The 14222-nt window shown below is 42.5% G+C and carries 12 protein-coding genes; all 12 read left to right on the forward strand.

Annotated features, from left to right (window positions below):
- The first annotated feature begins 54 nt into the window (after window positions 1-54).
- The 12 genes from yajC (at window position 55) to AC0NJP_RS09390 (ending at window position 14219) form a co-directional block, all read left to right on the forward strand.
- Window positions 55-348 (forward strand): preprotein translocase subunit YajC, encoded by a 294-nt coding sequence (yajC, locus tag AC0NJP_RS09335; RefSeq protein WP_474040438.1) that lies wholly within the window; start codon window positions 55-57, stop codon window positions 346-348.
- Window positions 345-914: a 5-formyltetrahydrofolate cyclo-ligase gene (locus AC0NJP_RS09340; RefSeq protein ID WP_474699638.1), complete on the forward strand. Its 570-nt coding sequence runs from the start codon at window positions 345-347 to the stop codon at window positions 912-914. The genes yajC and AC0NJP_RS09340 overlap by 4 nt, the downstream gene beginning before the upstream one ends.
- Before the next feature lie 97 nt (window positions 915-1011).
- Entirely contained in the window at window positions 1012-1716 is a 705-nt protein-coding gene (locus tag AC0NJP_RS09345) for a PP2C family protein-serine/threonine phosphatase (protein WP_474699639.1), read from the forward strand.
- A gap of 22 nt (window positions 1717-1738) precedes the next feature.
- Window positions 1739-2089, forward strand: a complete 351-nt coding sequence (locus tag AC0NJP_RS09350; protein ID WP_474699640.1) for a hypothetical protein — start codon at window positions 1739-1741, stop codon at window positions 2087-2089.
- Between the two features lie 101 nt (window positions 2090-2190).
- Window positions 2191-3378: a protein translocase subunit SecD gene (secD, locus tag AC0NJP_RS09355; protein ID WP_474040434.1), complete on the forward strand. Its 1188-nt coding sequence runs from the start codon at window positions 2191-2193 to the stop codon at window positions 3376-3378.
- Between the two features lie 11 nt (window positions 3379-3389).
- A complete protein-coding gene (gene secF / locus AC0NJP_RS09360; protein WP_474699641.1) occupies window positions 3390-4295 on the forward strand; it encodes a protein translocase subunit SecF in 906 nt (301 codons plus the stop codon).
- Between the two features lie 173 nt (window positions 4296-4468).
- The gene (locus AC0NJP_RS09365) at window positions 4469-6652 is read left to right on the forward strand and encodes a bifunctional diguanylate cyclase/phosphodiesterase (protein WP_474699642.1); all 2184 of its coding nucleotides are present in this window, start codon (window positions 4469-4471) and stop codon (window positions 6650-6652) included.
- Between the two features lie 150 nt (window positions 6653-6802).
- Window positions 6803-10405 carry a single-stranded-DNA-specific exonuclease RecJ gene (gene recJ / locus AC0NJP_RS09370; RefSeq protein WP_474699643.1) on the forward strand — a complete coding sequence of 1201 codons (3603 nt, stop codon included), beginning with the start codon at window positions 6803-6805 and terminating at the stop codon, window positions 10403-10405.
- Window positions 10395-10907, forward strand: a complete 513-nt coding sequence (locus tag AC0NJP_RS09375; RefSeq protein WP_474040430.1) for an adenine phosphoribosyltransferase — start codon at window positions 10395-10397, stop codon at window positions 10905-10907. Before recJ ends, AC0NJP_RS09375 begins: the two co-directional genes overlap by 11 nt.
- Before the next feature lie 23 nt (window positions 10908-10930).
- Entirely contained in the window at window positions 10931-13138 is a 2208-nt protein-coding gene (locus AC0NJP_RS09380) for a RelA/SpoT family protein (RefSeq protein ID WP_474040429.1), read from the forward strand.
- Window positions 13135-13584: a D-aminoacyl-tRNA deacylase gene (gene dtd, locus AC0NJP_RS09385; RefSeq protein WP_474699644.1), complete on the forward strand. Its 450-nt coding sequence runs from the start codon at window positions 13135-13137 to the stop codon at window positions 13582-13584. Before AC0NJP_RS09380 ends, dtd begins: the two co-directional genes overlap by 4 nt.
- 5 nt (window positions 13585-13589) lie before the next feature.
- Window positions 13590-14219 (forward strand): MBL fold metallo-hydrolase, encoded by a 630-nt coding sequence (locus AC0NJP_RS09390; protein ID WP_474040427.1) that lies wholly within the window; start codon window positions 13590-13592, stop codon window positions 14217-14219.
- Window positions 14220-14222: the final 3 nt, after the last annotated feature.

Raw genomic sequence — 14222 nt, forward strand, 5'->3', positions numbered from 1 at the left:
ATTTTAAGACTTTGTGGAACCTTATTAAAGGACTTGATACGAAGAATAGGGGAGGTGGAACTTTTGTCAGAAGAAATTCAACAGATGGTGCTGCAATTTTGGCCCATTGTGCTGATGGTTGTTATTTTTTATTTTCTACTCTATCGTCCACAGCAGAAAGAACAAAAGAAGCGTGCTGAAATGCTTGATTCGTTGAAAAAAGGCGATCGCATTATTACCAGTGGCGGTTTATATGGCACGATTACCGGTTTTACTGATAAGAAAATTACAATTAAGATTGCTGAAAGAGTAGAAGTAGATATTACCCGTGCTGCCGTTGCTGGTATGCAAACAGACGAGAAAAAATGATGCTGGATAAATGTACGCTTCGTAAAAATTTATTGCAAATACGCAGAAATATTTCACCAGAGCAACGCATTTCTGTCAGTCAATCGATTCAACAGACTCTTTTGGAGTGGCCTGTTTTTCAGCAAGCTTCCGTTATTATGGCTTATATGGCCATGAAAGACGAGGTTTTGCTGAAAGGTGTGATTGACGCCGCATGGCAGCAAGGCAAATGTGTAGCTGTTCCGAAAATGACGGCAGAACCTGGTGTAATGGAAGCAATTTCTATCCAGATGGATACAAAGTGGCAAAGCGCCGCTTTTCATATAGCCGAACCAGTGTCCGGCCGTTTGCTTGATCCGAAAGCAATTGATTTAATTTTGCTCTCTGGTGTAGCTTTTGACCGTAAGGGAAATAGACTGGGAATGGGCGGCGGTTATTATGACCGGTTTTTAAAACGCGCTGTCAAAGCGGTGACTGTAGCTGTAACTTTCGACAGTCAGCTCGTTGCGACAATTCCGGTAGAATCATACGACCATTCCGTCGACTATATTGCAACTGAGACAGGACTTTTTTCTTGTAAACTTTAATGGACGGTGAAAGGCAAAATGTAGTATATACTATATTTTGCCTTTGTCTATCTGCGCAAAGTGAAACAGGAAATGAGCCGATGAGGAGAGATTAGGCGTGGAAGTAAGGATTGGCGTTGCCAGAACCAATAAATATGCCAATAGCGAATGTGGCGACAGTGTCGAGACAGTAGAGCGGCCCCGCGGCGGCATTAGTGTGATTTTGGCTGATGGACAAGGAAGTGGCAAACCAGCTAAGATTACAAGTAGTTTAGTCGTGAATAAGGCGTCGTCACTCATAGCTGATGGTGCGCGCGATGGTGCTGTGGCCCGGTCTGTTCATGATTTTCTTTATGCAGTAAAAGATGGCAAGGTTTCGTCTACTTTAACGATTCTGTCAGCTGACTTAGAGAGTCAAACGGTTGTTTTTTGCCGCAACTCTAACTGTCCTGTTTTAGTTAAGGCCGACTATGGTATTGACGTGTATGATCAAGATATTCCTTCGATCGGCGTCCATAAACGGATGAAGCCGTTAGTGCATGAAATGCCCTTGTCTGTGGGAATGATTTTACTATCTTATAGTGACGGAATTCAGGCAGCTGGACGCAAGCGGGGAAAAACTTTTGATATTGGCTATATTTTGCGTTTGTTAGAGGATTGTGGCGCGCAAGATGTGGATTTTATTGCGCAAAATATTTTAGAGTATGCCTTGGATCTAGATGATTACCGACCTGGTGATGACATGACTGTAGCAGTTCTTGGCTTGTCAGATGAGGAATCAGGTCATTTGATTCGAAGAATGAATATTGTCTACCCTTATTAACAACTATAGAGGAGTGAAAGCTATGCGAATTGCCGTGACAGGTGTGTGTGCTTCCGGTAAAACCACGCTAGTAAATTCCCTGAGAAATCATGCGGTAGAAGCTTATAATATTGCCCAGGAACATTCTAATATACAAACTTTGTGGCAAAAGAAAAATCCCGATATTTTGGTTATGCTTGATGCTACGCTTCCTTCTATTCGCCGTCGCCGCAAAGTTGCTTGGGGACAGGAACGACTCATTGTACAAAAGCAGCGTTTGGCCCACGCACGACAGCATGTTGATTTATTTATCCAGACCGATGCGTTAACGAAAGAAGGTGTGGCCAAGTTAGTGCTTATTTTCTTACAACACTTTAAACGAATGAAGGCCTAAAAATTTCCAATGGTTGACAGGTACAGGACGGGAAAGATATAATTAATTTTATGCGATAACAGAATAGATTGGGGGAAACTTACTTGCGGTGGGGTCATTTTATGAAATTTTCAATTGCGTCTCTCGCTATTGTACTTGTGTTTGCCTTCTTTATTAAGCCTTTGGCTTTTTCGATTAAACAAGGCCTTGATTTACAGGGCGGGACGCATGTAGTTCTGGAGGCAGAGGACACACCAGAGGCGCAGGTTAATGAAGATGCCATGCAGCGTGTGGTAAAAATCATTGAGCGTCGTATTAATGAATTAGGTCTTACCGAACCGATTATTCAACGACAGGGAGAACGGCGCGTCATAGTAGAACTTCCTGGCGTTAAAGATCCGGAAAAAGCCATTGAACTTTTAGGCAAGACGGCTTTGATGGAGTTTCAAGATGAAAGCGGTACGACTGTGTTGACAGGAAAAGATTTAAAAGACGCTAAGGCTGAAATTGATCAGCAAAAGCGAAATCTTGTCGCTATTGAGTTTACTGATGAAGGAACAAAAGCCTTTGGTGACTTGACGGCAAAAAATGTGGGTAAGCATATTTCTATTTTATTAGATAAACAAGTGCTAACAAGCCCTGTTGTCAATGAACCGATTCCTGGCGGCAAGGCAATTATTACTGGTAACAGATCCATTGAAGAAGCGCAAAACCTGGCAATTTTGCTTCGTTCTGGTTCATTGCCTGTAAAAATGGATATTATGGAAGTACGGACAGTCGGTCCGACTTTAGGGCAGGATTCCAAAGATAAAAGTATTATTGCATTTGGGATTGGTATCGCTGCTATCGTTTTATTTATGATTCTTTTCTATCGTTTATCAGGTGTTGTAGCCAACATTGCCTTAATGATGTATGTCATTTTGCTGCTGTTTGGTCTGAAAATGCTCAATGCAACATTGACTTTGCCAGGTATTGCTGGTGTTATTCTGTCAATCGGCATGGCTGTTGATGCCAATGTATTGATTTTTGAACGTTTTAAAGAAGAAATCCGCGAAGGAAAAACACTAAGAACGGCCATGGATCTTGGGTTTCATCACGCCTTTGCGACGATTCTGGATTCTCACATGACGACACTTGTCTCCGCGATTGTGCTCTTTTTCTTTGGCACAGGAACTGTTAAAGGTTTTGCTGTTACCTTAGGGCTTGGCATTATTTTAAGCCTCTTTACAGCCGTTACGGCTTCACAGTTCTTACTGCGCTGGCTCATGAATGCCAATTTGATTAAAAATAGCAAAGTCTTTGGGGCGTAAGGGGTGAGAAGATGAAATTCAACATCATTGCAAAACGGTATTGGTGGTTTGCCTTATCGGCAATCATTATGATTCCAGGTATTATTTCCATGGCTTTGCAGGGCTTTAACCTAGGAATTGATTTTACTGGCGGAACTTTAATTGATGTGCGTTTTGCCAAAGCGGTGACCGTACAGGAAGTGCGCGATGCTTTGCAGGACTATCAACTGCAGCATAGTACGATTCAGCTTTCCTCTTCCGAGCAGGTAGAAGCGGCGCCGAATGTAATGATTCGTACGCATGTGCTTACTGATGAAGAGCGGCGCGATGTGCTCGCTGGCCTAGGCGAAAAAATCGGGCCCTATGAACTATTGCGTAGTGAAAAAGTAGGGGCAACGATTGGAGCGGAACTGATTCAACAGGCAATTTTAGCTTTGGTGATTGCTTCTGTGCTCATTATTGCCTATATTGCCTATCGGTTTGAATTTAAGTTTGCTGTATCAGCCGTTGCGGCCATGCTTCACGATATTTTGATTGTTTTAGGTGTTTTTTCTTTACTGCATAAAGAAGTCGATGCGTCTTTTGTCGCAGCGATTCTTACGATAGTTGGTTATTCGATTAATGATACGATTGTTATTTTTGACCGGATTCGGGAAAATTTGAAGACGCATCGTAAAAGTGAAAGTTTTCAAGATCTCGTCAATCGCAGTATCTGGCAATGTATGACTCGGTCTATTTACACTGTCGTAACAGTTCTTTTTGCTACTGCAGCTCTGTTTCTCTTCGGTGGCGAAAGTACCAAGAATTTTTCGTTGGCTCTGTTGATCGGCTTCTTAAGCGGTGCCTATTCATCGATCTTTAATGCTAGTCCGATCTGGGTTACCTGGAAAGAATATGCTGATAAAAAACGTTTAGCGGCCCGACAGGCTAAATCATAAATTTACAACGATTTTGCCTAAAACACTCTCTGACAATACAGCAGAGAGTGTTTTTTAATCCATTTGTCCTATTTTTGCCGAAAAAAATAAATTCTTTATTTTGTGGCAGGATTTAGAAAGTTTTTCGACAATATGTATTAGGAGGCAATTGCAGTAGAGGTGACAGAATAAAAATGGATAGGATGTTTTGTATAAAGCAGGCAGAGTGTTGTAGTCAGCCGCCTAGTATTTCGAATGAATTGAAGGCAAAGGCGTTGTTATATGCAAATCCTGATTTAATTATTCGTATAGATATAAAAGGCGTACTTTTAGAAATTATCGAGCCGAAAGGCTGGATCCCTTTTGATATAAAAAAATTAAGACAAAGTCGATCGATTCAAGAGTTTATGCCGCAGGAAACGGCTGAGGAAATTCTCACAGCAGCTCACAAGGCGATTTACAGTAACCAAATTGAGACTTTTGAATATGATATTTTAGTCGGGGATGCCCAAAGAAGTCGTGAGTGTCGTGTGGTACGGCTAAACGATGCAGAAGTTATGATTATTATCCGCGATATTACTGAACGGAAAAATATGGAGTCCATTTTACGGCATATTGTTGAGGGTGTTTCGCATGCCACAGGCATGGAGTTTTTTACTTCTTTAGCGAAATATATTGCAAGTTATTTTCATGTACAGGCTGTACTCGTAGGAGAATATGAAGTAGCAACAAAAAATCTACGAGTTTTGGCGCAAGTGCAAGAAGATGAGTTATTTTCTGAAAATTGCTGCTTTAGTATAATGGACTGTGTTCTTGGCGATGTTGTCAAAGGGCGCGATATACTTATAAAAGAGATTAACTCTGAGGAATATCCTTTAGATCCCTATTTGCGGCAGTTATCTGGCGGTTGTTTTGTCGGTATACCGCTCTGTGATTCTTGCCAGCAGGTCATTGGCATGATTGCTATTTTTGATTATAAACCGCTGGAGCATCCAGATTTTGTGGCTAATTTGATTAAAATATTTGCGCTTAGGGCAGCTTCTGAATTGGAACGTCTTAAGACGGAGAAAAGTAATCAGGCGAAGTGGTTGCTTGATGAGTTAACTCAGCTTCCAAATAAGCGAGCGTTATTAACGGATATGGCGGGTTTACTCGTATCACCTAGTGCTCAAGATGGCATTACGTCTTGCTTATTTATAAATCTGGATCGATTTCGCCTGATTAACGATGTGCTCGGCCATGAAAAGGGTGATGCGTTAATTCAAGTTCTAGCTTGTCGCTTATCCCATTTAACAGATCGTCACGGCGGCTTGATAGCACGTTTTGGCAGTGATGAATTTGTCTTTATTTTAACTGGGAAATCTAGTCGGGCGGAGATTGAAGATTATGCGGTGCGGTTATTGCAAGTTATTCGTGAGCCTATTCTAATGGATGGGGAAGAATATAGCGTAAGCGGTAGCGTCGGAATCAGTATTTACCCGCAAGATGGTGAAACAAGTCAGCAACTCTTGCAAAATGCCGATGTAGCTATGCATTTAGCGAAAAACAGCGGTCGCAATACTTATCAATTTTATCATGATACGCTCCATCAGGTTGTTTCGCATAAGCTTGGTTTAGAAAATCGGCTACGTCAGGCTTTACAGGAAAATCAGTTTATGCTTCAATATCAGCCGCAGTTCTCGATTGATACAGGAAAGATTGTCGGTATGGAAGCTTTGGTGCGTTGGCAAAGTCCTGATTATGGTCTAATTTCACCAGCGGAGTTTATTCCCTTAGCGGAAGAAACGGGCTTGATTGTACCTTTAGGCAAATGGATTCTCTATGAAGCCTGCCGCCAGAATCGAATATGGCAAGATGCCGGTTATGATAAACTGCCTGTAGCTGTGAATATTTCACCAATTCAATTTCGTGATCCCAATTTTATTAACACAGTAAGAGATACTTTATTTCTTACGGGGCTTGAAGGCCGCTGGTTGGAAATTGAATTTACGGAAGGCCTGACAATGGATAAAAGTGAGCTCGTCTTATCTCATATGAATGCGCTTCATAACATGGGCGTGGCCATGTCGATTGATGATTTTGGCACAGGCTACTCTTCGCTAAGCTATCTAAAATCTTTCCCAATTCAATCCTTAAAGATTGACCGGAGTTTTGTGGAAGGTATGACGTTAGATCAAAGTGACGCAGCCATTATTAACGCAATTATTGCTATGGGAAAAAGCTTAAATCTGTCGCTAGTTGCAGAAGGGATTGAGACAGAAGAACAGCTTGATCTGCTTAGAGGACAGCAGTGTCAAAAGGCGCAGGGTTTTTTATTTAGCAAACCCTTATCACCGCGAGACTTTGAAAAATTTATTTTGCAAGGACTTTCCCAATAAGCAAAACTTTACTTGTTAGACGCCGGAGTTTTTCTCCGGCGTCTTTTTTAAAAGATTTTTTTTGTTAAAAGGATTCTATCGGTCTATTCGAGAATTATATTCATTTAGGCAAATTTTCATTTGAATATAGGAATAAGTGAAGGTTGTTTTATGGTAAAAGGGAAAAAAGTTTGGTGCTTAACTAGGGCTGACGACGCTCTTTGCGATCGTTTAGCGAACGAATTTAATATTACAAAAACAGTCAGCCGCCTGCTTGTCAGCCGCGGTTATCAGAGTGCTGATGAGATCAGGCGGTTTTTATTTGATAATGAGGCGCAGCTCTTTGATCCTTATCTGTTAAATGATATGGAAAAAGTCGTGATGCGTCTTTCTCATGCAAAGCAAATGAATGAGCCTGTTTGTATTTATGGTGACTACGATGTTGACGGAATTACGGCTGCATCGTTGCTGGTAAAAGTGCTGCGTCAAAGCGGCCTAACGGCAGAAGTCTATATTCCTGACAGAAAAAGCGAAGGCTATGGTTTGCATAGTGAGGCCTTGCAACGAATTTATGAACAAGGCTATCGTCTGCTCATTACGGTTGATTGCGGCATTAGCGCACACCAGGAAGTGGCTGCTACTCCTGCTGATTTTGATATTGTGATTACAGATCACCATGAGCCTAGTGAAACATTGCCACCTGCGTTTGCGATACTAAATCCCAAACGACGTGATTCAACGTATCCAGAGAAGATTCTTTCGGGCGTTGGTGTGGTTTTTAAGCTTTGTCAGGCTTTGTGGCCGCGTCTGCTGCCGGAGAGAGAACCTAGTGAACTGTTTCGATATTGCGACTTAGTAGCTCTAGGAACGGTGGCTGACATTGTACCGCTCACTGGCGAGAATCGGATTTTAGTAAAACGGGGACTGCAGCAGATTCGTGAAGCGCCTTCTTTAGGGATACAGGCTCTTTTGGCAGTTAGCCAAACAAAAGGTGATATTGATGCAGGAACGATCGGATTCCGTCTAGCACCTCGCTTGAATGCTGGCGGACGAATGGCTCATGCCGCCCAAGGCGTTGTTTTGCTGACAAGTGAAATCGAAGCTGAGACGACGAAAATTGCCGCCGAGTTAGATGCGGAAAATCGTTATCGACAAGCAGTGGAAAAGGAAATTTTGATTGAGGCTGAAGCAATTATTGCGCAATGGGATATAGAACAGGAAAAAGTTCTTGTTGTTGCTGGTGAAGGCTGGCACCCTGGCGTGATTGGCATCGTAGCTTCTCGCCTCGTAGAGCGCTACTGGCGCCCTGTTATTGTGGTTTCTTTGCAGGACGGCATTGGTAAAGGATCTTGCCGTAGTATTCCGTCCTTCAATATGTATGAGGCACTCCAGTCTCTGTCATCAGGGACCTTGATTCAGTTTGGCGGCCATCATCAAGCGGCTGGTCTTACTGTTTTGGCTGAACAAATTTCGACGTTACGAACAGAACTGCAAGACTATGCCAGTAAAACCTTAACACCGAAAGACTATGAGCCAATTTTGACACTGGATGTTGCCGTGGAACTAGCTCATATAGATGAAGCCTTTTTAGGACAATTAGCCTTACTAGCGCCTTATGGCGAAGGGAATAGACAGCCGCGCTTTCTTTGCAGGAATGTTAAAATAGAAGAGATTCGCGCAATGGGGAAAGCAAAAGACCATCTTCGTTTGGTTATTTCCCAGGAAAAAGTTTTTAAAACAGTCATCGCTTTTGGTTGTGGCGAGTGGGCCTCGATGCTTTCTTTAGGAGAAACGGTTGATTTAGCTTTTTACCCTGAATATAATGAGTTTAATGGCAAAATTTCGATTCAATTGAAAGCTTATGATATAAAAAGTGCGCCTAAGGATGAATTAGCGGCGTTATACTGCTGTGATCAAGGGGCGGACAAAGGCTGGTCTGGTTGTATCGATGCTGATTTTTTCTATACCAAAATAGTTGGCGTTACCTTTGAAAACCGGCAAGAGCGAATTCACTCGCTGCAGGAAGGCGAGGCGCTTGTTCTACTCAGAGAACCGACGAATCCGTATGATGCGAATGCCATTCAAGTACAAACGGAGCAAAAAGAGGTTCTAGGCTATTTGAATGCCGCTTTGGCCGCTGTTCTCGCTCCGTTCATGTCAGCCATTTCGTATGAGGCACAGGTAGCTTCCATAAGTGGCAAAGATCAAAAAAATTGGGGAGTAAATATAGCGGTTTGGTCGAAACGATCAGGACAGTCGCTTCCAGCTTTAACGAAGCTTAAGCCCCAAGACATCGATGAAAGTATTAGGCAGTTGCTGTTAGGTGAACGTCACTATCGTCCTAGTCAGCAGCAAACACTTGATTTATTAAAGCAGGGACGTAGTTGTTTGACTATTATGGGGACAGGCCGAGGAAAATCGGCTATTTTTCAATCTTTTGCCGCTCAAATAGCGATGCGCCATAATCAGATGACAATTGTCTTGTATCCCTTGCGAGCATTAGTGAATGATCAGTTTCTTTTAACACAGGCCAAATTCAGTCAACTCGGGCTTACTGTATGTCGCGGAACTGGCGCTCTAGCCGCTCAAGAAAAAGCCGAACTGCTTAAGGCTTTGGACGATGGTCTCGTAGATGTTTTGTTAGCAACACCGGAGTTTGTGGCGGCTCATTTGACCTTATTGCAAAAACAAAAAGATAGAATTGCTTTTTTGGTTATTGATGAATGTCATCATATGGTGCTAAGCGGGAAAAAAATGCGTCCTGTTTATCAACGCATTGCCGAGTTACGCAATCGCTTAGGTAAGCCGCTAACGCTTGCAGTTACAGCTACGGCTGACGATACTGTCGCTAAAACAGTTTCGCAAGAGCTAGAACTTGAGGCTCAGGTGATTGATCCGGCGGTGCGGGAAAATTTACATCTTTTAGATAGAAGAAGTTTCAGTGATAAACTATCCTATAGCAAAGCCATTGTGGGGACTGGTGAAAAAACTTTAATTTATGTGAATAGCCGCAGTCAAGCGCTTAATTTAGCGAATGATCTTAGACGCGCTTTTCCTTTACTCGAAGATCAAATTGGCTATTATCATGGCGGTATATCGCTCTTGTGGCGCAATAAAGTGGAAGAATGGTTTCGTGGCGAGAAACTGACTACTGTTGTTGCGACAAGCGCTTTCGGCGAAGGAATTGATATTCCCGATATTCGTCATGTTATTTTATACCATGCGCCGTTTCATCTTACTGCATTTAATCAACAATGCGGCCGAGGCGGTCGCGACGGTAAGCTAGCTGAAATTCATTTGCTGTTTGGTGATAAAGATATTTCTTTGAATCGCCTATTATTGGAAGCTGAGGCGCCAAGCCGCAATATGGTTGCTTGGGTATATCAGGCATTGCGCCGTTTAGCCGATGAGAAAGGCGCTTTAAGTTCTTTAAATCAGGAAATTGCCGAGTATATCGAACATTTCTTTGGTCATAAAATAAACGATAATGCTGTCGGCGGCTCGATTAGGATTCTTGAGGAGCTTAGCTTACTGCAGCGTGAAAAAAAAGGCCGGACGCGGCTTCTTACTTTGGCGCCGACGCCTGCTAACAAGCTTGATATTGGCCAATCGCCTTATTATAGTGAAGGGTTACGGGAAAAAGAACTCTTTGAACAATTTGCTGCCTATATTATGACTGAGCCGATCGAAACACTGTTAGGACGCATCAATCAGCCAATTTATCCAACTGATTATAAAAATGATAATAAAGGGGTTTTCGTGAATGAATTTTAAAGAAACAATCCGTGTAATTGAAAATTTTCCCGAGCCAGGAATTAGTTTTAAAGATATTACAACACTACTGCAAAAAGGGCCGGCTTTTCATGACGCCATTGCGACAATTGCCGAGCATTTTGCTAGTGAACAGATTGATCTTGTCGTTGGTCCGGAAGCCAGAGGCTTTGTGATTGGAGCGCCTGTAGCTTATGCCTTGAAGGCTGGATTTATACCAGTTCGTAAACCAGGTAAGCTGCCAGCACCGACTTTGAAATTTTCTTATGATCTTGAATATGGCAAAGATTGCTTGGAAATTCATCAAGATGCTGTACAAAAAGGTCAGAGAGTGATTATTATAGACGATCTTTTGGCGACAGGCGGTACAACCTTAGCTACAATTGATTTGATTGAGAAACTAGGTGGCATTGTCGTTGGAATTGGTTACTTAATTGAACTGCAAGAGCTTAAAGGACGAGAAAAATTAGGTAATTATCCAATATTTACTTTGATTCAATACTAATAAGCGAAGGGGGGCGCTGAGCCATGGGTGGAGATAAGAACACTCAAATTGACGAACTGTTAAAACAAATTTTAGCGAATCAGCCGGACTCACAAAAGCCCCTGATTGAAAAAGCCTTTCATGTGGCAGTGACAGCTCATACGGGGCAGAAGCGGGCTTCTGGCGAAGAATATATTATTCACCCCCTTGGCGTTGCTAAAATACTAGCGGAATTGCAAATTGATGCGGTTACAATCAGTGCCTCTTTGCTGCATGACGTAGTAGAAGATACAGCCATCACCTTAGCGGAAATTGAAAAGGATTTTGGCCGTGAAGTGGCTTTTCTTGTTGATGGTGTTACGAAGCTAAGCCGGATGGAGTATAAATCAAAAGAAGAGCAGCAACTTGAAAACTATCGCAAGATGTTTTTAGCCATGGCAAAAGATATACGGGTCGTGCTGATTAAGCTGGCTGACCGGCTTCATAATATGAGAACATTGAAACATGTGCCGCCAGAAAAACAGCAGCGAATTGCCAGTGAGACTATGGAGATTTTTGCTCCCTTGGCTCATCGACTAGGCATGTCGAATGTGAAATGGGAATTGGAAGATTTAGCTTTTCGTTATTTGGAAGAAGAAAAGTATTATGAGCTTGTCGAGAAAGTTAAGCAAAAACGGCAGGAACGGGAAGCTTTTATCAACGAAGCCGTTGAAATTTTAAAACAACGTCTTGACTCAGTGGGAATAAAAGGCGAGATTCAAGGAAGGCCAAAACATTTTTACAGTATCTATAAAAAAATGCAAAAAAGTCATAAAGATTTAAGCGAAATCTATGATTTGTCGGCTATCCGTATTCTCGTTGATACAGTAAAAGATTGTTATGGTGCACTGGGGATGGTGCACACGCTTTGGAAGCCGCTGCCTAATCGCTTTAAAGATTATATTGCTATGCCGAAAAGCAATATGTATCAGTCGCTTCATACAACCGTTATTGGCGTTAAAGGACAGCCGCTGGAAATTCAAATTCGTACCGCCGAAATGCATCGCACCTCGGAATATGGTATTGCGGCTCATTGGCGTTATAAAGAAGGCGGTAAAAATGGCAGCAAGGATTTCGATCAGAAACTGTCCTGGTTGCGTCAGCTTTTAGAGTGGCAGCAAGAAATTCGCGATCCCCGTGAATTTGTGGAAACCTTGAAACTAGATGTTTTTGCTGATGAGGTTTTTGTCTTTACGCCTAAAGGTGATGTGGTTGATTTGCCAGCTGGATCTGTTCCGATTGATTTTGCTTATCGAATTCACACGGATGTAGGACATCGCTGTACTGGAGCGCGCGTAAATGGCAAAATTGTTCCGCTGGAATATACGTTAAGCAATGGGGATATCGTAGAGATCATTACGACGAAGCAGGGAAATGGTCCTAGCCGCGATTGGCTCAATATTGTCGGCGCTTCGGAAACGCGTAATAAAATTCGTCAGTGGTTTAAAAAAGAAAAACGCGAAGAGAATGTTGCTAAAGGTCGCGAGTTATTAGAAAAAGAAATTAAAAAATTAGGTTATGATGTGAAGGTTCTTGGCAAGAATGAACGAATTTTTGAAGTTGCCAAGAAAATGAATCTGGGAAGTGAAGATGAACTCTTAGCATCCTTGGGATATGGCGGTCATACGGTTCATGCGATTATGACCAAGCTTGTAGAAATTTATAAAAAAGAGCAAAAACAGTCCAGTCCGCCTGATATGAAACAAATGCTTGCTGAGCTCAAGCCAAAACGGCCGAAGAACAAAAGCAGTCATGGTGTGCTGGTTAAAGGCGAGTCTGGTCTTTTAGTAAGATTGGCTCGTTGCTGCAACCCTGTGCCTGGTGATGCAATAGTTGGTTTTATTACTCGCGGTCGCGGTGTTTCGGTTCATCGCGCCGACTGTATCAATATTTTGCATAATCGGGAAGAATATGAAAGAGTTATTGAAGTAGACTGGGATGTAAGCGGCGACCAAGTATATCCTGTGACGGTTGAGGTGACCGGATCGGATCGTCCCGGGTTGTTATCAGATATTATTATTCTATCAGCCGAAAATAAACTAAATATTAGTACCGTCAATGCCAGAGTACAAAATAATAAAGTGGCTGTAATTACTTTATCCTTTAATTTGAAAAATGTAAGTCAACTAGAATTAATTATGACAAAAATTCGTCGGGTGAAAGATGTTTATTCGGTGCATCGGCCTACCCAGGGGGCGGGAGGAAGCGCATGAGAGCGGTTGTACAACTTGTTGATCAAGCAAAAGTGGATGTAGCAGGCGAAACGGTTGGCCAAATTGCGCAAGGGTTGCTATTGTTTTTGGGCGTTACGGCTGACGATACGCCGGAAGATGCGCTTTATTTAACAGAAAAAGTATTGAATCTGCGTATTTTTCCTGACGAAGCAGGCAAGATGAATTTATCACTCCTGGATATAAGCGGTGAGCTCCTAGTCGTATCGCAGTTTACGCTTTACGGTGACTGTCGTAAAGGACGACGTCCTAGTTTTGATAAGGCGGCGCCGCCGCTCTTGGCGAATGAACTTTATGAGCATTTTATTTCTCTGTGCCGTGAACGAGGCGTAGTTGTTGCTACTGGCGTGTTTCAAGCTGAAATGCAGGTGAGTTTGCTCAATCATGGACCAGTTACGCTACTTCTGGATAGTAAAAAAACATTTTAAGAGAGGTGCTGGCGTTGAAAATTGTTAAATTAGAAGTAGGAAATCTTGGAACGAATTGTTTTATTGTCTATGATGAAACATCGCGGTTAGCGGCAGTCGTTGATCCCGGCGGTAGCGCTGATGAAATCTTACGGTTCATTGCACGTGAATCACTGCAGGTAGAAAAGATTCTTTTGACTCATGGTCATGCCGATCATATTATGGCTGTCGACAAAGTGAAAGCAGCTACAGGTGCGAAGCTTTATGTTCATGAAGCCGATGCTCCCATGCTTGCTAGTGCTTCGTTGAATTTATCTGGCTTTATGGGGCAAGGTTTCACTGTGAGTGAACCTGATTTTTTCTTGCGAGATGGTGAAACGGTTTCGGTTGGATCTATTGTATTTCAGGTACTGCATACTCCTGGTCATACGCCAGGCGGTGTTTGTTTTGTGGCTGAGGAAATTGCCATTTGCGGTGATACGCTGTTTGCGGAATCAATTGGCCGAACTGATTTTCCTGGCGGTTCCTATAAGCAGTTGATTGAAAGCATTAAAACGAAACTACTTTGTTTGCCGGATCAGTATAAAGTATTGCCTGGCCATGGGCCTGATACGACAATTGGCTGGGAGCGAGAAAGAAATCCATTTATTCAATAGGGA

It is taken from the genome of Pelorhabdus sp. sgz311002 (genome assembly GCF_056134285.1).